The sequence below is a fragment of the Thiomonas sp. 13-64-67 genome (assembly GCF_002282795.1).
GTDB classification, from domain to species: domain Bacteria; phylum Pseudomonadota; class Gammaproteobacteria; order Burkholderiales; family Burkholderiaceae_C; genus Thiomonas; species Thiomonas arsenitoxydans.
Map to the genome: position 1 here is coordinate 40530 of NZ_NCKP01000015.1, position 17909 is coordinate 58438.

The window sequence follows — 17909 nt, forward strand, 5'->3', positions numbered from 1 at the left end:
AGAACGGACTGACGCCCCAACGTCACCCCGACGCCGGTCGGCTGGTTGAGCTTCATGAGCCCGTCCTGTAGCCCATTTGGTGCAACGATGCGCCATTGCATAATGTGCAGTTGCCTCTCATCCTCACGGACCGCACGACGTCCGACTCGATGGCCACCGAACGAGAACTCAACGAATTCCTCGCCAGTATCGACAAGCGCGCCTTTTTGCGTGCCGCGTTCTCGACGCGCGACGACGACGCCGCGATGGATCTGGTGCAGGAGGCGATGATCAGCCTGGCGACCAAATACGCCGACAAACCGCGCCAGGAGTTGCCGCTGCTGTTCCAGCGCATTCTGACCAATGCCATTCTCGACTGGCATCGCAAGCGCAAGGTGCGAAACGCGCTTTTCAGCAATCTGTCGGATTTTGAATCTCAGGACAGCGAGGGCGAATTTGACCTGCTCGAAACGCTGGAACTCGAAGCACTGAGCGAGCATCTCGAGAGCGCCGAAACCCAGGTTCAGCGCATGCAGATCCTGAAACATCTCGAAACTGAAATTTCGCGTTTGCCCGCACGTCAACGGGAAGCGTTTTTGTTACGTTATTGGGAGGAACTCGACGTTGCCGAAACCGCGCAAGCCATGGGCTGCTCGGAAGGCAGCGTCAAAACGCATTGCTCGCGCGCCATCCATTCGCTGGCACGCGTCTTGAAAGCCCAGGGCTACTCATGAAAAACGACGCAACCGATCCGCTGCGCCCCAAAGTCGAAGCCCGCCTTGCGCAGCAACTCGCCACACGGCTGCAACAGGCCGAGCGGCAGATCACTCCCGAACAGTCCGAGCGCCTCAAGGCCTTGCGGCTGATGGCGGTCGCCCAGATTCAGCCCGTTTCGGCAACTGCTGCCGTCGCGCAGGGCCGCGCCCTTTCGCTGGCGGGTCCCTCGCTCTGGAGGTCGTGGCTGTTTCGTTTCGGCGCCGTTCTGCCGCTGATCGTGCTGGTCGTCGGCCTGCTGGTCTTGCAAGACTATCAACAGGAACGGTTCATCCGCGTCACGGCCGACATCGACACCGCCCTTTTGCTGGGCGATTTGCCGCCAGCGGCCTATGCCGATCCCGGATTTGCCCGCTACCTCAAGCTGGAGCGCTGATGACTTTGCGCCCCTGTCCTCCACGCCTGATGGAGCGCCCCCTCCTGTTTCAGTTTGCCCTGTTTCAGTCGGCTCTGTTTCAGTCCGCCTTGCTGCTGTTCCTGTTCGTGGCCCTGCTGTTCTGCGTCACTCCGGCGCATGCGGCTGAAGCGCCGCCGAGCTGGCAACACCTTAGCGCGACGCAGCAGCACATTCTTGCCCCCCTGAAAGCCGATTGGAGCGAGTTCGATCACGACCGCAAGAAAAAATGGCTCGACATCGCCGCCCGCTATCCCGCAATGAGTCCGCAGCAGCAAAAAACCCTGCAGCAGCGGATGAATGAGTGGGCGCACCTCAGTCCGGAAAAACGTCGTCTGGCGCGCGAAAATTTTCTCTCCACCGGCAAGACGCCGCAGCAAAGCCGCCGCGAAGCCTGGGAGGCCTACCAAAAACTGCCTCAGGCCGAACGTGAACGGCTCAAGGAAGAAGCCCGGCATCCCAAGCCCCACCCCGGACAGGTGGGCAAATATTTGCAGGAAAAACAGGCTGCTGCAAGCCACGCGCAGCCTGTCAAGCCACCTGTCAAGCCGCCCGTCAAACCCGCGCCCCAGCCGCCTCTCCCCGCATCGGCGCCGATACCCGCCAAAACCGCCTCCGCTGCCGTGCCTTGTGCGGATGTGCTGCGCTGCCCGGCCCGCTAAGTTCGTGCTGCGGGCGCACGCCTTCGCCCAAATCCATGCTTTCTCTAAACGCGCCCCCACTGCGCCGACGCCTGGCCTGCCTCACCTATGAAGGGCTCATACTGCTGGGCCTGTCCCTGGTCACTGCGGCGGTCACGCTAGGGCTACTGCACTTGTTGGGTTTGCCGCAGGCGTCGGCAACACACCGAGTCATCCTCCAAGTCGCAGAATTCGTTGCGCTCACCGGCTATGGTGCCGGGTTCTGGAGTGCAGGTCGGCAAACGCTGCCCATGAAGGTCTGGAAAATCGCTCTGGTCACCCCAAGCGGGGCGCCGCTCGGCCTTGGGCGGGCACTATGGCGCGCCGTTCTGGCCTGGCTCTGGGTCGTCCCCGCCCTGACCTTGGCTGCGGCCCTGCATCTTTCACCAGAGGAGACCGGCTGGCTGCTCGCTGCGGGCATTTTGCTGTGGGCCGGCACCAGCCTGCTGCGCAAAGACCGTCAGTATCTGCACGATGTACTCGCGGGCACGCGCCTGGTGCCCGTAAACGGATAACCGCCCATGAAACTCGACCCTCATGCCCTCTGGTACGCATGGGACGGCTGGAACGCCCGCCTGTTCCTCGCCATCAATCACGCCGGAGACAACCCGGTGTGGAACAACGCCGCACGCCTGGGCACCGCCTTGGGCGACCATCATCTGCTGCCGGTCTACCTCGGCCTGCTGCTGACCCTCGCGATGCGCTGGCCCCGGTTGATTTCTCTGCGCAGCGTGCTGGTCTACGCCTGGGCCAATCTGCTGTTGTTTGTCTCGATTTACGGCGTACTCAAACCCTGGGCTCACTTTCCGCGACCGCTTGAGGTTTTCGGGCCGCAGATGGTTCATGTACTTGGAGAACCCAAGTTTGCGCACAGCTTTCCCTCGGGTCACGCGGCATTTGCCATGGTGCTCGCCGCAAGTCTGGCCTTTTCGCTGCCCCGCCCCTGGAGCGTCGTGCTGTGGCTGTTCGCGCTTTGGGTGGCATGGTCACGCATCGCCGTCGGCGCGCACTTCCCGGCTGACGTGATCGGCGGGGCGTTCGTGGGCGCCCTGTGCGTCTTGGTGGCGCACGGGCTCGCCAGGTTGTGGATTCGGGGTGCGAAGCCCGCATAAGGCAGACGCCGTCTCATTCGTCTGATTCGGAAGGCGAGTGGCATGCCAAGCTGCAAACACCATCAGACCACCTCCCAGCCAGCCCGGTATCGTCATCTTCTCGCCCAGCAGAGCAACGCCAACCAACACGCCAAACAACGGCTCGCTACCCATCAACAACGAGACCCGGCTGGGGCTCGTGCGCGACGCCGCATAGTTCTGCGCAAAGAAAGCAAATACGGTGCACAGCAACACCAGAAACGCCATCCCGGCCCAGAAACTGGCCCGCAGGGGAATGGACGGCCAGTGTGGCCCGCGCCAGACCCACACCAGGGCAGCCAACCCCACCGTCACCACGCCCGATTGAACGGCGGTCAAAGTCTGTGCGGGCAAGGCATGACGGGCTGCAAGCCGTCTGGTTTGAGTCACCATCACGGCCCTCAGCAAGGCAGCGAGAAGCACCAGCGCATCGCCCAAGCCCGGGCGGCCAATTCCCGATGTTGCCGACAGCAAGCCCGCTCCGATAACCGACAAACCCGCCGCCTGCCACGCGCGCAAGGTGGGCGGCTGCCCCAATAGCGTCCATTCGACCAGTGGCGTCAGCGCGACACAAAGACTGATGAGCAGAGCGGCGTTTGCTGCAGTCGTCAACGTGACGCCGTAGGTTTCGCAGAGAAACACGGCCAGCAGGTTGAGCCCCAGTATCGAGCCGACCGCCAATCCGCCTCGCCATTGCGCCGTAAACAGGGGACGCAAGGTCGGCGACAAGATCAGAAAGGTCAAACCAAAACGCAGGGTGAGCAAGTCGAGCACCGGCCACTGCTGAGCCAGCAATTTGGTCACCCCATAACTGCCACCCCAAACTGCTGCAACCAGTAGAAGCAGCACTTCAGGCACACCCAGGTTGAGCGCATGAAATGCGGGCGCTGAGGCCGCGCGCTTGATAGGCGGATTTGTCATCGAAAGACCTGCATAAGATGGAGCGTTGTCCCATTGTTGGGCGTGCATCCCTGGCAAACCAGACCCTCCACCGGAACAGGACTATTGCGCCGTGAGTACAAATGCGTTTTTGAGCGTTCTGCCTGAAATGGTGACCTTCCTGCGAGTCGCTGAGTTCGGGAGTTTCTCCGCAGCCGCACGGCAGCTTGGCACCACGCCCTCGGCGGTGAGCCGTCAGGTCTTTCGCCTGGAAAAACACCTCGGCATTCAGCTGATCCTGCGAACGACGCGACAACTCCGTCTGACCGCCGCAGGAGACGCGGCGCGCGTGCGCTGCGGCGAGTTGGTCGCCGCGGCGCAAGCCGTCTTGCAAGTGCCGCAACAAATAGCCGGAACGCCGAAGGGTTCGATCTGCATCAGCGCCCCGAAGGCATTTGCCCGGCATGTGCTGCATCCCTTGCTCTTGCAGTTTCTGGCGCAATGGCCCCAGGTACAACTGCAATTGATCGCCACCGACCATGAGGTCGATCCCTTTCGCGAGGGCGTCGATCTGATGATCCGCGTCACGCGTCATCCGCCCGAAGGCTTTGCCGCGCGCGAACTGATGCAGGTAGAGCAGGTTCTATGCGCAGCGCCCGCGTATCTTGCGGCCCACCCGGCTATTACTCATCCGTCCGATCTGGCGGTGCACAGCTGCCTTCCCCTAGGCGAAGATGCTCACGACAGGTGCTGGCGTTTTCGGCAGGGCGACACTGAGACTGAAGTCGTCGTGCAGGGTCGCTATACCGTGAATCACAGCGCATTGCGGCTGGAGGCCATGCTGGCCGGTCTGGGGCTCTGCACCTTGCCTGACTATGTGGCGCGCCCCCCATTGGAGAACAGGTCTGCCTTGCAGGTCTTGCCGGACTGGAATTTCCTCGGAAATTATGGCGGCCGTGCCTACGCACTCTATCCGCCGAGCCGCTTTGTGTCGCCCACCTTGCGTGCACTGATCGACCATCTTGCCGCCGCCCTGGAATAAAAAAACGCCCCGACTTGCGGGGCGTTTTCATCAGACCACTTCTGCGCACATCAGGTGAATTTGCGCGTGGCCATGAAACGGTCGAACTCGTTGTCCGCAAAACGGAACCAGAGAATGTCGTCGTTGCGGAACTTGGCCCAGTCGGTGTAGACCTTTTTCCAACGGGGATTGCTCGCTGAAAGCTCGTTATAAAGGTCGTTGGACGCCTTGAACGCCGCTTCCATCACGTCTTTCGGAAAGCCTTGCAGCTTGGCGCCTTTGCCCACCAATTCCTTGAGCGCGGGAGGGTTCTTGGCGTCATACATGGCCTGCATATTGATGTGCGCATGCGAGGCCGCCAGTTCCACCATGGCCTTGTATTCCGGCGACAAAGCGTTGTACGCCTTCTGGTTCACATACAGGTCGAGCTGCGGGCCGCCTTCCCACCAACCGGGATACAGGTAGTTGTTCGCCACCTTGTAGAAGCCCAGCTTCAGATCGTCGTAAGGGCCGATCCACTCCGCCGCGTCGATGGTGCCCTTCTCCAGCGAGGGATAAATGTCACCGCCTGGAATATTCTGCGGCACCACGCCGATGCGCTCCATCACCTTGCCGCCGAAGCCGCCAATGCGCATTTTCAGGCCCTTCATGTCGGCCAGGCTCTTGATCGGCTTGCGGAACCAGCCGCCCATCTGCGCGCCGGTATTGCCCAAAGGAAAGCTGATGATGTTGTAGTTTGCATAAAACTCGCGCATGAGCTTGAGGCCGTTGCCCTGATACATCCAGGCGCTCATCTGGCGGGAGTTCATGCCGAAGGGCACGGCACAGCCCAGGGCGAAGGTCGGGTCCTTGCCGAAGAAGTAGTACGGCGCGGTGTGCGCGCACTCCACCGTACCTTGTTGCACGGCGTCGACCACGCCGAAGGGTGGAACCAGTTCACCGGCAGCATGGACGCTGATTTCGAACTTGCCGCCCGAGGCTTCCTTGACCTTCTGCGCGAAGATGTTGGCCGCACCGAAGATGGTGTCGAGCGAATTGGGAAAACTTGACGCCAGGCGCCAGCGCACGGACTGCTGGGCCATGACTACGGCGGGCGCGCTACCCGCCGCGAGAATACCGGCCAGGCCGGCGTGTTTGACAAATGAACGGCGTTCCATAGGGTCTCCGGGTAAATGAGTCACTCTCGATACAGATGATTCATTTCATATCAAGATGATTCCAATTGTATTGACCCGTCCCAAACGCCCTGAAAAAAGCCCGCCGAAGCGGGCTTTTTGGCTAGGGGCAGCGCTCAGGTGAGCTTGCGTGTGGACATGAAACGGTCGAACTCGTTCTCGGCAAAACGGAACCACAGAATGTCGTCGTTGCGGAATTTCACCCAGTCGGCGTAGACCTTGCGCCAATTCGGATTGTTTGCGGAAAGTTCGCTGTAAAGATCGTTGGCCGCCTTGTACGCCGCTTCCATGACGTCTTTGGGGAAGCCTTGCAGCTTGGCGCCCTTGCCCACCAGTTCCTTGAGCGCCGGGGGGTTCTTGGCGTCGTAGGCAGCCTGCATATTGACGTGGGCATAGGCCGTCGCAGCATCGACCGCCGCCTTGTAGTCTGCGGGCAGCGCGTTGTAGGCCTTCTGGTTGACATAGAGGTCAAGCTCCAGACCGCCTTCCCACCAGCCGGGGTACAGGTAGTTCTTCGCCACTTTGTAGAACCCGAGCTTCAGGTCGTCATAGGGCCCGATCCACTCCGCCGCGTCGATGGTGCCTTTTTCCAGCGAGGGGTAGATGTCACCGCCGGGAATGTTCTGCGGCACCACGCCGATGCGCTCGATCACCTTGCCAGCGAAACCGCCGATGCGCATTTTCAGGCCCTTCATGTCGGCCAGGCTCTTGATCGGCTTGCGGAACCAGCCACCCATCTGCGCGCCGGTGTTGCCGCAGGGGAAGTTGAGGAAGTTGTACTGACTGTAGAACTCGCGCATGAGCTTGAGACCGTTGCCCTGGAACATCCAGGCCGTCATCTGGCGCGAGTTGAAGCCGAACGGCACCGTGCCGCCCAGCGCGAAGGTCGGGTCTTTGCCGAAGAAGTAATACGGCGCGGTGTGGCAGCACTCCACCGTGCCTTGTTGCACGGCATCGACCACGCCGAACGCGGGCACCAGTTCACCAGCGGCGTGCACCGAGATCTCGAACTTGCCGTTGGTCAGGTCTTTGACCTTCTGCGCGAACACATTGGCGGCGCCATAAATGGTGTCGAGCGAATTGGGAAAGCTGGAGGCCAGACGCCAACGTACCGATTGCTGGGCCATGACGGCCGGGGCGGTACCGGCAGCGAGGATGCCGGCGAGACCGGCGTGTTTGACAAAGAAGCGACGTTCCATGGAGTCTCCGGAAGGGGAATAAAAAAGGATCGGGATGTGAGTTCTTCTGCAGTCGCGAGACGGCTTGACCCGACGTGACCATCGTAACTTATGTAACCATTCGCATCATTGCGGGTAAGCGCGAAGGATTCCTGACTCTGGCGCGAATCAGCTTTGACTTGAAGTCAACAATGCGGACGCGCAAACGACAAGGCCGCCCGAAGACGGCCTTGTGCGAGGGGCTCGGCAAACTCAGCCCGCGCCGCCCACCGTCATGCCGTCGATCAGGATGGAGCCCGTGGTCTTGCTGCCATAGGTGTGCGTATCCGCGCCCACGGCCACCACGTTGCGCAGCATGTCGCGCAGATTGCCCGCAATGGTGATCTCCTGCACGGGATTGCGGATCTTTCCGCCTTCCACCCAAAACCCCATAACCCCACGCGAATAGTCGCCCGTCACATAGTTGACACCGTGGCCCATGAGTTCGATAGCAAACAGCCCGGTGTCGAGCTTGCGCAGCATGGCGCGCAGATCATCCTTGGCCTGCGTGAGGCGGCTTTGCAGCAGCAGGTTGTGCGCGCCGCCGGCGTTGCCGGTGGTCTGCATGCCGAGCTTGCGCGCCGAATAAGTGCCAAGCAGATAGCCTTGCACCACGCCGCCGTCCACCAAACTGCGCTTGTGCGTGGCCACACCTTCGCTGTCGAACGGCGCGCTGCCGCGGCGTTTGGGCAGGGTGGGGTCTTCGATCAGGTCGATGTGATCGGCCCACACCTGCTGTCCCAAACTGTCTTGCAAAAAAGAGGATTTGCGATACAGCGCGCCGCCGCTGATGGCATGGGTGAAGCTGCCGATCAGGCCGGAGGCCAGCGGCGACTCGAACAACACCGGGCACTTGCGCGTGGACAGCTTGCGCGCCTTCAGCCGCGACAACGCCCGCTCTGCGGCGTAACGCCCCACCGCCTCGGGAGAAGCCAGGTCGGCGGGGTCGCATTCGGACGTCCACCAGTAATCGCGCTGCATATCGTCGCCGCGGCCTGCAATGGGCGCACACGACAGACTATGCGACGAGGTAGCGTAGCCGTCGCAGAAGCCGCGGCTGTTGGCCAATACGAAGTGCGACTCTTGCGCGGATACGCTGGCGCCTTCGCTGTTGCGGATGCGCGGATCCACGGCGAACGCGGCCTTCTCGGCGCGCAGCGCGATCTTGGCCGCGCTCTGCGGCGTCAGATCCCAGGGGTGATAGAGATCGAGCTGCGGCTGTTGCCGACCGATGGCCAGCAGCTCCACCTCGGGCAGCCCGGCGCAGTCGTCTTCGGCGGTGTAGCGGGCGATGTCGAACGCCGCCTGCGCGGTGCGCGCAATGGCCTCTGTCGAAAAGTCCGACGTGCTGGCATGGCCGCGGCGCTGGCCATCGAACACGCTGATGGACAGGCTCTTGTCGCGGTTGTGCTCCACGTTCTCGATCTGGCCGTTGCGCACGCCGACCGACATGCCCTGCCCTTCGGAGACTTCCACTTGAGCGTCCGAGGCGCCGACCTTGAGCGCCTGTTCGAGCGCCTGCTGGGCGAGATCCTGAAACTGCGATTTGTTGTAGGCGAAACGTCCCACGATATGGCATTCCTTTTTTGGCGGCCCGGCTCACTGTCCAGGATGGGCAGGTGGCCAGGGCACGCATGAACTCAACGGATAATAAGAGCCATGAAATTCCCGCATCGCCCCACCGGCCCCGCCTTTGATCCACCCGACGACCGACCGCCGAGCAAAAGCCAGGTCAAACGCGACATGCTCGCACTGCAAGAACTGGGCGAACAACTGATCAGTCTGCCAGCCCACACCATCCGGCAGGCCGATCTGCCCGAAGCCCTGCGAGATGCCGTGCTAGAAGCACAGCGCATCACCGCGCATGGCGGCCGCAAGCGCCAGACCCTTTATGTGGGCAAGCTGATGCGTTCGACCGATGCCGACGCAGTGCGCGCGGTCATTGCCGCAGCCACCCAGGACGACCGCGCCAGCGTCGCCCGCATGCACGCGCTGGAGCGCTGGCGCGACGTTCTGCTGGCCGACGACCAGGCGCAGACCGAATTCCTCGACAAATACCCCAGCACCGACGCGCAACAATTGCGCCAGCTCGTGCGCGGCGCACGCGCCGAAGTCGGCGCCGACAAGCCGCCGCGACTCACCCGTCAACTTTTCCAGTTCGTCAAAGCGGCCATCGCCGCGCACGACATACCTCACCATCCCGCCGACGATGAACCCCTCCCCAGTTTCTGAAACGTCCGCCGCCGATCCGGTGCGCATCGGCCTAGTCTCCATCAGCGACCGTGCCAGCACCGGCATCTACCAAGACAAGGGCCTTCCCGCCTTGCGCGACTGGCTCGGGCGCGCCTTGCTCAACCCGGTGAGCTTTGTCGAACGGCTGATACCCGATGACCGCCTGCAGATCGCCAACACGCTGTGCGAACTGGTGGACTCCGAGCATTGCGACCTGGTGCTGACCACGGGCGGCACCGGCCCCGCTCCGCGCGACGTCACCCCGGAGGCCACGCTGGATGTGGCCGACAAGGAGATGCCCGGCTTCGGTGAACAGATGCGCCGCATCAGCCTGCACTTCGTGCCCACCGCCATTCTTTCGCGGCAAACCGCAGTCATCCGCGCGAAAACGCTGATCATCAATCTGCCGGGCCAGCCCAAGTCGATTGCCGAAACGCTCGAAGGCGTGCGCGACGCCGCCGGGCAAAGCGCCGTGCCGGGCCTGTTCGCCGCGGTGCCGTATTGCGTCGATCTGATCGGCGGGCCGTATCTGGAAACCGACCCCGCAGTGTGCGTGGCCTTCCGCCCCAAGTCGGCGCAGCGGCCGCCACGGGTTTCGTAACACGCTCTCACCACCTTGCTTTCTGCGGGCACGACAAACGTCGGCCTTTCGCGTTATGCTCAAAATGCACAACGACAGGAGACTTGCAATGCACCCGATGAAAACACTCCCTCTCACCTTGAGCGCACTGGCGCTGGCTGCCGCCTGCACCACGGCCCAGGCTGAAACCCTGACCGTGTTCGCCGCGGGCACTCTCGGCAAAACCTTCACCACCCTGGCACGCGGCTTCGAGAAGCTGCATCCCGGCGTGACCGTGCAGCCGCAATTCGGCGGCAGCGTCAAAATGGTCAAGCAGGTCACTGTTCTGCACCAGCCGGCGGACGTAGTGGCGGTGGCCGACTATTCGGTCATCCCCAAGTACATGTTCAAGGGCGATGAGGGCAACAAACCCACGGCCGACTGGTCCATCGGCTTTCTGGGCAACGCCATCACCTTCATCTACACCCCCAAGAGCAAGGGCGCAAAAGAGATCAACGCCGACAACTGGTGGAAAATTCTCTCCGAACCCGGCGTGCAGATCGGGCGATCCAACCCCAACACCGATCCCTCGGGCTATCAAACTCTGCAGATGCTCGATCTGGCCGGCCGCTACTACAAACAGCCCGACCTTGAAGCCAAGGTGCTGGCCAACTCGCCCGAGAGCAATATGCGCGATACCGAGACCGATCTGATCTCGGCGCTGCAGCTCGGTCAAATCGACTATCTCGCCATCTACCGCTCCGATGCCGTGCAGCATCACATGGAGTCCATCGACCTGCCGCCGCAGATCAATCTCAGCGATCCCAAGTTCGACGCCGACTACGCCAAGGCCAGCGCCAAGACCAAGAACGGCGAACTTTCCGGCCGTCCCATCATTTACGCGGTCACGATCCCAACGACCGCCCCGCACCCCAAGCTGGCGAAGGAGTTCATCGCCTACCTGCTCGGACCAGCAGGGCAAAAGGTCATTGCGGCCAATGGCTTCATTCCGCTCAAGCAAGCCTACGCCATGAACCGCGACAAAGTTCCTGCGGACCTGCGCAAACTCACAGTGGCCTGGCCAAGATGAGCCCACCCCGAAAGCCTGCGCTGCGCTTGGCTCTCCCCTCAAGGGGCGCCACGCCCTTGGGGCGGCCCGGCGGGCGTGGCCTTATGCCCACCCCGAAAGCCTGCGCTGCGCTTGGCTTGCCCCTCAAGGGGCGCCACGCCCTTGGGGCGGCCCGGCGGGCGTGTCACTGTGATTACCTCGCCGAGGAACGCAAACCATGTTGAGGCGTGAGGCGCGCAGCCCGATGTTCTGGGTGTTCTGCCTGATCGGCGCGACGCTGCTGGCCTTCATCGCCCTGCCCTTGCTGGCCCTGCTGCTGCACCCCACGCTGGGCGATCTGCGGCAGGTGGCGGCGATGGCGGATGTGCGCAGCGCCATTGGCCTGAGTCTGGGCGCGGCGCTGTTCAGCACGGTGCTGGCTGCGATGTTCGCCGTACCGCTGGCTTATGTGCTGGCGCGGCAGCAGTTTCGTGGCAAGAGCGCGGTGGAAGCGCTGGTCGATCTGCCGCTCACCATTCCGCACACCATTGCGGGCATCGCGCTGCTGCTGGTGTTCAGCCGGGGCGGCTGGCTGGGCGCACCATTGGCCCACATCGGCCTGGAGTTCTGGGGCACGTTTGCCGGCATCGTGCTGGCGATGAGTTATGTCGGCCTGCCCTATGCGGTGAACGCCGCCCGCGGCGGATTCGAGGCGGTGGACCTGCAGATCGAGCGCGCCGCGCGCATTCAGGGCGCGGCGCCGTGGGAGGTATTTCGCCGCGTCACCCTGCCGCTGGCCCGTCAGGGCATTGGCACTGGGCTGACGCTGTGCTTCGCCCGCGCCATCGGCGAGTTTGCCGCTGTGGTGCTGCTGGCCTATTACCCGATGACCGCGCCCATACGCATCTACGACCTGTTCCTGCAGTCCGGGCTGCGGCAATCCGTGGCGGCTTCGGTGCTGTTTCTGCTGGTGGTCATGGCGCTGTTCTGGGGACTGAGGCTGCTCGCCTCGGCACGCGCGCCGCAGCCCGCGCAAGACCGGCAAAAGGCATGGCTGCACTGACGCAACGCACCGTCCTGGCAACGCCCGCAGTCACCAGCCCGGCTCATGGCGTGCCTGGCGCTCTGCGTTTACGCGGGCTGCAATGGGGCATCGGCGCCTGGCAGTCGGCCGTCGTCGATCTGCAAGTTCCGCCCGGCCAGACCCTGGTTTTGCTGGGCCACAACGGCGCGGGTAAGAGCGCCCTGCTCGACACTCTCGCCGGCTTTCTGCCCGCGCGCGCCGGGCAGGTGCAACTGGGCGCGCAAGACCTCACCGCCCAGCCGCCGGAGAAGCGCCGCATCGGCTATATGTTCCAGCGCGATGCGCTGTTTCCGCACTGGACGATTGCGCGCAATCTGCAGTTCGGCCGAGGCGCACAGGCCGATCTCGATCCGCTGCTCGACGCGCTCGATCTACGGCCCTGGTTGAACCAGTACCCGCACCAACTCAGCGGTGGCCAGCGGCAGCGGGTTGCGCTGGCACGGGCGCTGGTCGGTGCGCCCGAATTGCTGCTGCTCGACGAACCCTTCTCGGCCATCGACCCCGAGGCCCGCCCTAGCTTGCGACGCACCCTGGCTGCACTGCTGCGCGAGCGTGCCATTACCACCGTGCTGGTGACGCACGACCCGGTGGACGCACGCCTGCTGGGCGACCTCGTGGGCGTGCTCGATGGCGGGCGTCTGCTGCAGGCAGGCACGCCACAACAAGTGTTCGAGCGCCCGGCCGATCTGCCCACGGCGCGACTGGCGGGTGTGGACAATTTGTGGCCGCTTCAAGTGCTGGCACAGTCGCGGCTGGGCGCACAGGACGTGCTCTCGCTCGGCATCGAAGCGCAGCCCATGCTGGACTGGCGCGGCACGCTGCCTGCTGGCGCCGAGTTGCAAGTCGGCGCCCGAGTCACCCTGGCCGTTCGCGCCGAGGCGGTGCATCCCTGCCCGGCATCGGCCTCGGCTTTAGTGACTCAAGACGACGACAGCCTCACCCTGACGGCCCGCCTGATCGAAGCCCGATGCGAAGGCCCACTGTGGCGGCTGCGCTGTGCGCTGCCCTGCGGGCTGGAAGCCGAGACCTACTCCTTGCCGACGCTCTGGCGGGAACTCGCGCTGGAAATCGGCGGCCCCCTTGGCCTGCGTATCCGGCAGGCCAACCTGCATCTGCTGGTCTGAAATTCAGATCATTCAGATCAATTGCTCGCCGCCGCAGAGGAAGCAGTCGGCGCCAGGCAAACCCGGTTGCGCCCCAGGCGCTTGGCCTGCAGCAAAGCCTGATCGGCGGCACGGATGAGCGATGCGGCGTCGGCAAAACCCGCGGCGCCCAGAGCCACCCCCACGCTGACCGACAAGGGCGGCAAATCGGCTTGTGGGACTGCAATGGCGGCGCGGATGCGCTCGGCCACGCGCATCGCGGCCTCTTCGGTCGTTTGCGGGCAGAGCATCAAAAACTCTTCGCCTCCCACCCGTGCAACAAAATCCATGCCGCGCGACTGCTGGCGCAGCACACGCCCCACGGCACGCAAGGCCTGATCTCCCACGTCATGGCCCAGCCGGTCGTTGATGCGCTTGAACTCATCGAGGTCGAACATCAGACACGCCAGCGGCTGGCCCTCGGCCACGGCCTGGGCGAAAAGCGGTGGCAAAAAAGCGTCGAGCGCGCGGCGGTTGCCCAGGCCAGTCAGTTCGTCGGTACCCGCGGCCTGCAGCAACTCGGCGTTGCGCTGCTCGAGCGTGCGCAGGGTGCGCAAGCCGTGGCTGCGCTCGGCCTCGGCAGCGGCCAGCACCCGCGTGGCGCGCGCTCCGGTCTGCACCTTGGCGATCAGCATTTGCGGCAAGACGGGGGCAAAGGGCTGCGGCAGAGCGCCGCCACGCTGTCGCCGTCGGCCCAATCGAGCACGACCACCCGCGGCCCCTGAATCTGCACGATCTCAAACGCCTCGGCCGGGGTGGCGGCTTCGGCGAGCGCGTGCCCAGCCGATTCCAGCGCCTGCCGCAGGCCAAGACGCAGCGCGGCGTCTTTCGACACAATCAGCACTTCGTCGGCAATGGGTTCGTCGAGCAGCGGCGGAGTGGCCAGAGCGCGGCGCAGGCGGTCGAACTCGGTATCCACCTCGGCCTGTTCGAGCTTCATCTCGAATACCGCGGCCATGCCCGCCATGTCTTGTGCTGCGCTGGCGAGCACACCTTGCAGATCGCTTTCGCTGAGCTGGAGATGTTCGGCCAGGCTGCGCATCTGCCCGGCATCGGCCGCCACACTACCTGGGCGAAGCTGCAGGCTGCGGCTGAGCGCCACGCACTCGCCCAGCTGCGCTTCACGGCTGCCAGCAGCCCCCGGCGTCTGCGGCCGAATACGCACGGCCTGCGCCAAGGTCTGCGGAAAGCCCCAGTGCGCGAGCAGCACCGCACTGGCGTCGCCCTGGTCGTAGCCGTACTGTTGCAACTGCTGAGCCAGCAACCCTTGCACCGAACCTTCGGCTTCGATATAGACCGCCTGGGCGCCCAGACTGACAGCCATCGCGAGTTGCCCCACATCGGCGAGCAGGCCCAGGCTGAAGGCTTCGGCGCTGGGCATCTTGCCCACACGCTGCGACAGATACTGGAACACCAGACCGCGCTGGATCGAGGTCATCCAGAACCGGCGCAGATCGAAACCTTCGATATCCGTGGCCTTGCTCGCCTGCATGAGCGACAGCGCAATGGCCAGCCGCGCCAGCCCGCCCGTGCCAATGCGCAGCACCGCCTCTTCAATGGCCACCGCGGGACGCATGCCCGCGAAGATGGCCGAGTTGGCGAGCTGAATCATGCGCGCCACCAGGGCCGGGTCTTTGCGCGCGATGTTGGCGATGTCGCGCATACCCAGATCGCGCCGCTCCAGCGCGCGCATGAGTTCAAGCGCGACCGCGCTGGGCGACGGCAGGAGCCGGTTCTCGGCGGTCAGGGCTTGAAGAATCTCGGGATCGGTCAGTGGCGAGGCAGGCATGGGGACGATTTTTCTTGGAATGTCAAGTCATGTTACCGACTTGCCCAAGCGTCGTCCCTCTGAAAATCTACGGGTGTTGCGCCGAAGGATCGGAATCTCAACGATTGACCGCCTGCATCCCGGCTTCCGGGTAGCGCTCGCCGCTGGCCGCACCGGGCGGCACCGCTTGATGGATGCGAATGAGATCCGCCGTGCTCAGGCGCACCCGCAATGCGCCCATGTTTTCCTCCAGATAGCGCCGCCGCTTGGTGCCCGGAATGGCGATGACATCATCGCCCTGAGCCAGCAGCCACGCCAGAGCGAATTGCGCCGGGGTGCAGTTTTTCGCCTCGGCCATCTGCCGCACGGTTTCGGCCAGACGAAGATTGCGCGCAAAGGTCTCCGGCTGAAAACGCGGTGAGCGGCGGCGCCAGTCGTCTTCGGGCAAATCGTCGAGCGACTTGATCTGCGAGGTGAGAAAGCCCCGACCCAAGGGGCTGTAGGCGACGAAAGCGATGCCGAGTTCGCGTACCGTGTCGAGCAACACGCCTTCGGGGTCGCGCGACCAGAGCGAATACTCCGACTGCAGCGCCGAGATCGGATGCACCGCATGCGCGCGGCGGATGGTGGCTGGCGCCGCCTCGGACAGGCCGAGCCAGCGCACCTTGCCCGCGCGCACCAGATCGGCCATCGCGCCCACCGTCTCCTCGATCGGCACCTCGGGATCGACGCGGTGCTGGTAATACAGATCGATCACGTCCACGCCCAGCCGTTTCAGGCTGGCTTCGCAGCTCTGGCGCACATAGTCGGGGCGGCCGTTCACCCCCAGGAACTCGCCATTCGGCCCGCGCATATTGCCGAATTTGGTCGCCAGAAAAACCTCATCGCGACGCCCCTTGATGGCGCGGCCGACTAACACCTCGTTACGTCCTACGCCGTACATGTCGGCCGTATCGAGAAAATTCACGCCGAGATCGAGTGCGCGGCGAAGGGTGGCGATCGATTCAGCGTCGTCGCCCTGCCCGTAAAACTCGGACATCCCCATGCATCCCAGGCCAAGAGCCGAGACATTCGGCCCATCAGCGCCCAATTGTCGGTACTGCATCACTATTCCTCCTGCTCACCCAGCAAACATGTGGGCATTCAGACCTAGCCTATCGGTTCGCGCGGGCGTGCGCTGTTACCGTGGGTAAACCGGAAAAAATTCACGTCAGCCGCAGTTTCCTGTTGTTTCAGCCCGCGCCTGCCTGAAGAACACTTCCTAAAATTTGCATCTCTCGATATCCCGCACCTCACCCGCCCATGACCGCCCTCACGCTGCACCCAGGCGAGCTCGCCATATGTTCGAACTCGCGCCGGTTTAGCCCTGGGTCGAGGATTTCAGCGCGGAACGCAGGCTGTTGCCCATGCCGCCGAGCAGGGCATCACCGACTTCCCCGCCTTCCTGCGCGTGCACCCTGAATTCATCGACCTGAACAACCAGTTTCACCAGTCTCCGCGACTGAGCTTTTCCATGGGCATCGCCACCTGCATGCCCGGCGAACGCCTGGAAGCCGCCATCCACCGCGCAGACCAGCAGATGTACGCCGAGAAGCGCGCCTACTACCTGAAGTCAGACATCGACAGGCGACACGATTAGGGCACGATCACGCCATTTCTGCGCCCAAGCCGGGGCGCTTCAGGCTGCTGCGCCGCCGCACCGTGTCGAGCCGCGCTCGATGCAACGGCCGCTGAGCAAGAGCTTTCTCGCAGGAAGGTCAGGATTTTTCAGCCGTTCGGACAGCAACTGCATGGCGTTGCGTCCGATGTCGTCTACCGGCTGCTCGATCACGGTCAGGCCCGGCTCCACAATTTCCGTCCAGCTCTCGTTGTCGAATCCCGCCACGGCGATGTCGCGCGCAATCTGCAGTCCGGCATGCCGAACCGCGCGGACCAAGCCCATGAGCAACAGGCCGTTGCTTGCAATCAGCGCATCAGGCCGCGCCGTTTCGCGCAGCCAGTGCGCAACCGCCTCCTCTGCCGCCAGTGCCTGTGGCGGAACAAACGTGGAGCGCGGCGGCAACCCCAGGCGGAACATCGCCGCGACATAGCCGTCGTGGCGCTCCACGCCGCTGCTGCTGGCGTTGCCGAACACTCCGGCGATACGCCGACAGCCCTGCGCATGCAAGTGCTCAACCAGCAAGGCGCTCGCCGCCGCGTTATCCAGCGCCACGGCGTCCTGGCCGCCCCGTGCGCCGACACGATCGATCAGCACGATCGGAAAACTCCAGTCTTGCGCATTGAGCTGATCCGCCGTCTGCCGCGTAGGCGCGAAGATCACGCCCGTCACGCGCTCCTCTTCCATCAGATTGAGGTACATCGCCTCTTTGTCCGGATTTTCATCGGTATTACACAAAATGACGCGCAACCCTGCGCTGTAAGCCGCGTCTTCCACCGCACGGCTGACTGCGGTGAAAAACGGGTTGCGAATGTCCGCGACGATTAGCCCGATGGTGCCCGAGTCTTGCGAACGCAGTCGGCGTGCGGACAGATTCGGGCGATAGCCCGTATCCCGGATCGCCTGCTGAATGCGTTCGGTGAGCGCAGGGCTGACTGCCGCAGCGCCGCTGAGCGCGCGCGACACCGTCGCCACCGACACACCGGCGACACGTGCGACATCCTTGATGCTTGAACTCATATGTAAACGTCAACAAAATTTTGCGGAAATTCGCCTACCGAACATCGTCGCATCTTACAAAAACACGCGACACTTGAGTTGAATCAGGGTTTTCACTCGGGAAAACCGCTTGAAACTACTGATGTAATCGTTATCATTTATTCCACGAAA

General features: G+C 63.4%; 19 protein-coding genes and 1 pseudogene. 12 read left to right on the forward strand and 8 right to left on the reverse strand.

Annotated features, from left to right (window positions below):
- Positions 1 to 149 precede the first annotated feature (149 nt).
- The 5 genes and pseudogenes from B7X30_RS06035 to B7X30_RS06055 form a co-directional block, all read left to right on the forward strand.
- Positions 150 to 713 carry an RNA polymerase sigma factor gene (locus B7X30_RS06035; protein ID WP_286729826.1) on the forward strand — a complete coding sequence of 188 codons (564 nt, stop codon included), beginning with the start codon at positions 150 to 152 and terminating at the stop codon, positions 711 to 713.
- The gene (locus B7X30_RS06040) at positions 710 to 1129 is read left to right on the forward strand and encodes a DUF3619 family protein (protein WP_013123714.1); all 420 of its coding nucleotides are present in this window, start codon (positions 710 to 712) and stop codon (positions 1127 to 1129) included. The genes B7X30_RS06035 and B7X30_RS06040 overlap by 4 nt, the downstream gene beginning before the upstream one ends.
- Positions 1129 to 1809, forward strand: a complete 681-nt coding sequence (locus tag B7X30_RS06045; RefSeq protein ID WP_286729828.1) for a DUF3106 domain-containing protein — start codon at positions 1129 to 1131, stop codon at positions 1807 to 1809. The genes B7X30_RS06040 and B7X30_RS06045 overlap by 1 nt, the downstream gene beginning before the upstream one ends.
- Positions 1810 to 1844: 35 nt before the next feature.
- Positions 1845 to 2342, forward strand: a complete 498-nt coding sequence (locus tag B7X30_RS06050; protein ID WP_286729830.1) for an RDD family protein — start codon at positions 1845 to 1847, stop codon at positions 2340 to 2342.
- 183 nt (positions 2343 to 2525) lie between these two features.
- Positions 2526 to 2840: pseudogene (locus B7X30_RS06055) on the forward strand (phosphatase PAP2 family protein); the annotation flags it as partial.
- Here the strand turns inward: B7X30_RS06055 and B7X30_RS06060 are convergent.
- Positions 2814 to 3878, reverse strand: coding sequence for a DMT family transporter (locus B7X30_RS06060; RefSeq protein ID WP_286729832.1), 1065 nt, complete (start codon positions 3876 to 3878; stop codon positions 2814 to 2816). The pseudogene B7X30_RS06055 and the gene B7X30_RS06060 overlap by 27 nt on opposite strands.
- A 91-nt stretch (positions 3879 to 3969) precedes the next feature.
- Here B7X30_RS06060 and B7X30_RS06065 point away from each other — a divergent pair, with 91 nt between their 5' ends.
- Positions 3970 to 4878, forward strand: a complete 909-nt coding sequence (locus B7X30_RS06065) for a LysR family transcriptional regulator (protein ID WP_286729834.1) — start codon at positions 3970 to 3972, stop codon at positions 4876 to 4878.
- A gap of 50 nt (positions 4879 to 4928) precedes the next feature.
- Here the strand turns inward: B7X30_RS06065 and B7X30_RS06070 are convergent, their stop codons facing one another.
- The 3 genes from B7X30_RS06070 to pmbA all read right to left on the reverse strand — a co-directional run bounded on the left by B7X30_RS06070 (position 4929) and on the right by pmbA (position 8818).
- Entirely contained in the window at positions 4929 to 6014 is a 1086-nt protein-coding gene (locus B7X30_RS06070) for a TRAP transporter substrate-binding protein (protein ID WP_286729836.1), read from the reverse strand.
- 134 nt (positions 6015 to 6148) lie between these two features.
- Positions 6149 to 7231, reverse strand: coding sequence for a TRAP transporter substrate-binding protein (locus B7X30_RS06075; protein WP_286729837.1), 1083 nt, complete (start codon positions 7229 to 7231; stop codon positions 6149 to 6151).
- Positions 7232 to 7462: 231 nt separating this feature from the next.
- A complete protein-coding gene (gene pmbA, locus B7X30_RS06080; protein WP_286729838.1) occupies positions 7463 to 8818 on the reverse strand; it encodes a metalloprotease PmbA in 1356 nt (451 codons plus the stop codon).
- A gap of 90 nt (positions 8819 to 8908) precedes the next feature.
- Between pmbA and yjgA the strand changes: the two genes are divergently transcribed.
- The 5 genes from yjgA to B7X30_RS06105 all read left to right on the forward strand — a co-directional run bounded on the left by yjgA (position 8909) and on the right by B7X30_RS06105 (position 13296).
- On the forward strand, positions 8909 to 9481 hold the full coding sequence (gene yjgA, locus B7X30_RS06085) for a ribosome biogenesis factor YjgA (RefSeq protein ID WP_286729839.1): 573 nt from the start codon (positions 8909 to 8911) through the stop codon (positions 9479 to 9481).
- Positions 9459 to 10082 (forward strand): molybdopterin adenylyltransferase, encoded by a 624-nt coding sequence (gene mog, locus B7X30_RS06090; RefSeq protein ID WP_286729840.1) that lies wholly within the window; start codon positions 9459 to 9461, stop codon positions 10080 to 10082. Before yjgA ends, mog begins: the two co-directional genes overlap by 23 nt.
- Positions 10083 to 10179: 97 nt before the next feature.
- Positions 10180 to 11130: an extracellular solute-binding protein gene (locus B7X30_RS06095; protein ID WP_286729841.1), complete on the forward strand. Its 951-nt coding sequence runs from the start codon at positions 10180 to 10182 to the stop codon at positions 11128 to 11130.
- 196 nt (positions 11131 to 11326) lie between these two features.
- Positions 11327 to 12151: an ABC transporter permease gene (locus B7X30_RS06100; protein WP_286729843.1), complete on the forward strand. Its 825-nt coding sequence runs from the start codon at positions 11327 to 11329 to the stop codon at positions 12149 to 12151.
- Entirely contained in the window at positions 12139 to 13296 is a 1158-nt protein-coding gene (locus B7X30_RS06105) for an ABC transporter ATP-binding protein (protein ID WP_286729845.1), read from the forward strand. The genes B7X30_RS06100 and B7X30_RS06105 overlap by 13 nt, the downstream gene beginning before the upstream one ends.
- 17 nt (positions 13297 to 13313) lie before the next feature.
- On the opposite strand, the gene B7X30_RS06110 is transcribed toward B7X30_RS06105, so the two are convergent.
- The 3 genes from B7X30_RS06110 to B7X30_RS06120 all read right to left on the reverse strand — a co-directional run bounded on the left by B7X30_RS06110 (position 13314) and on the right by B7X30_RS06120 (position 16187).
- Complete coding sequence (locus B7X30_RS06110; RefSeq protein WP_286729847.1) at positions 13314 to 13949, reverse strand: GGDEF domain-containing protein; 636 nt, start codon at positions 13947 to 13949, stop codon at positions 13314 to 13316.
- Positions 13943 to 15103 carry an HDOD domain-containing protein gene (locus B7X30_RS06115; protein WP_286729848.1) on the reverse strand — a complete coding sequence of 387 codons (1161 nt, stop codon included), beginning with the start codon at positions 15101 to 15103 and terminating at the stop codon, positions 13943 to 13945. Before B7X30_RS06115 ends, B7X30_RS06110 begins: the two co-directional genes overlap by 7 nt.
- Before the next feature lie 97 nt (positions 15104 to 15200).
- The gene (locus B7X30_RS06120) at positions 15201 to 16187 is read right to left on the reverse strand and encodes an aldo/keto reductase (RefSeq protein WP_013123729.1); all 987 of its coding nucleotides are present in this window, start codon (positions 16185 to 16187) and stop codon (positions 15201 to 15203) included.
- A 345-nt stretch (positions 16188 to 16532) separates the two neighbouring features.
- Between B7X30_RS06120 and B7X30_RS06125 the strand changes: the two genes are divergently transcribed.
- Positions 16533 to 16721, forward strand: a complete 189-nt coding sequence (locus B7X30_RS06125; protein WP_286729850.1) for a hypothetical protein — start codon at positions 16533 to 16535, stop codon at positions 16719 to 16721.
- A gap of 39 nt (positions 16722 to 16760) precedes the next feature.
- Here the strand turns inward: B7X30_RS06125 and B7X30_RS06130 are convergent, their stop codons facing one another.
- The gene (locus B7X30_RS06130) at positions 16761 to 17759 is read right to left on the reverse strand and encodes a LacI family DNA-binding transcriptional regulator (RefSeq protein ID WP_286729851.1); all 999 of its coding nucleotides are present in this window, start codon (positions 17757 to 17759) and stop codon (positions 16761 to 16763) included.
- Positions 17760 to 17909: the final 150 nt, after the last annotated feature.

What these genes read in the sequence shown, in the direction of transcription:
- B7X30_RS06035 (WP_286729826.1), top strand. Translation starts at nt 150, where the DNA reads ATGGCCACCGAACGAGAACTCAACGAATTCCTCGCCAGTATCGACAAG.
- B7X30_RS06040 (WP_013123714.1), top strand. Translation starts at nt 710, where the DNA reads ATGAAAAACGACGCAACCGATCCGCTGCGCCCCAAAGTCGAAGCCCGC.
- B7X30_RS06045 (WP_286729828.1), top strand. Translation starts at nt 1,129, where the DNA reads ATGACTTTGCGCCCCTGTCCTCCACGCCTGATGGAGCGCCCCCTCCTG.
- B7X30_RS06050 (WP_286729830.1), top strand. Translation starts at nt 1,845, where the DNA reads ATGCTTTCTCTAAACGCGCCCCCACTGCGCCGACGCCTGGCCTGCCTC.
- B7X30_RS06060 (WP_286729832.1), bottom strand. Translation starts at nt 3,878, where the DNA reads ATGACAAATCCGCCTATCAAGCGCGCGGCCTCAGCGCCCGCATTTCAT.
- B7X30_RS06070 (WP_286729836.1), bottom strand. Translation starts at nt 6,014, where the DNA reads ATGGAACGCCGTTCATTTGTCAAACACGCCGGCCTGGCCGGTATTCTC.
- B7X30_RS06075 (WP_286729837.1), bottom strand. Translation starts at nt 7,231, where the DNA reads ATGGAACGTCGCTTCTTTGTCAAACACGCCGGTCTCGCCGGCATCCTC.
- yjgA (WP_286729839.1), top strand. Translation starts at nt 8,909, where the DNA reads ATGAAATTCCCGCATCGCCCCACCGGCCCCGCCTTTGATCCACCCGAC.
- mog (WP_286729840.1), top strand. Translation starts at nt 9,459, where the DNA reads ATGAACCCCTCCCCAGTTTCTGAAACGTCCGCCGCCGATCCGGTGCGC.
- B7X30_RS06095 (WP_286729841.1), top strand. Translation starts at nt 10,180, where the DNA reads ATGAAAACACTCCCTCTCACCTTGAGCGCACTGGCGCTGGCTGCCGCC.
- B7X30_RS06100 (WP_286729843.1), top strand. Translation starts at nt 11,327, where the DNA reads ATGTTGAGGCGTGAGGCGCGCAGCCCGATGTTCTGGGTGTTCTGCCTG.
- B7X30_RS06105 (WP_286729845.1), top strand. Translation starts at nt 12,139, where the DNA reads ATGGCTGCACTGACGCAACGCACCGTCCTGGCAACGCCCGCAGTCACC.
- B7X30_RS06110 (WP_286729847.1), bottom strand. Translation starts at nt 13,949, where the DNA reads ATGCTGATCGCCAAGGTGCAGACCGGAGCGCGCGCCACGCGGGTGCTG.
- B7X30_RS06115 (WP_286729848.1), bottom strand. Translation starts at nt 15,103, where the DNA reads ATGCCTGCCTCGCCACTGACCGATCCCGAGATTCTTCAAGCCCTGACC.
- B7X30_RS06120 (WP_013123729.1), bottom strand. Translation starts at nt 16,187, where the DNA reads ATGCAGTACCGACAATTGGGCGCTGATGGGCCGAATGTCTCGGCTCTT.
- B7X30_RS06130 (WP_286729851.1), bottom strand. Translation starts at nt 17,759, where the DNA reads ATGAGTTCAAGCATCAAGGATGTCGCACGTGTCGCCGGTGTGTCGGTG.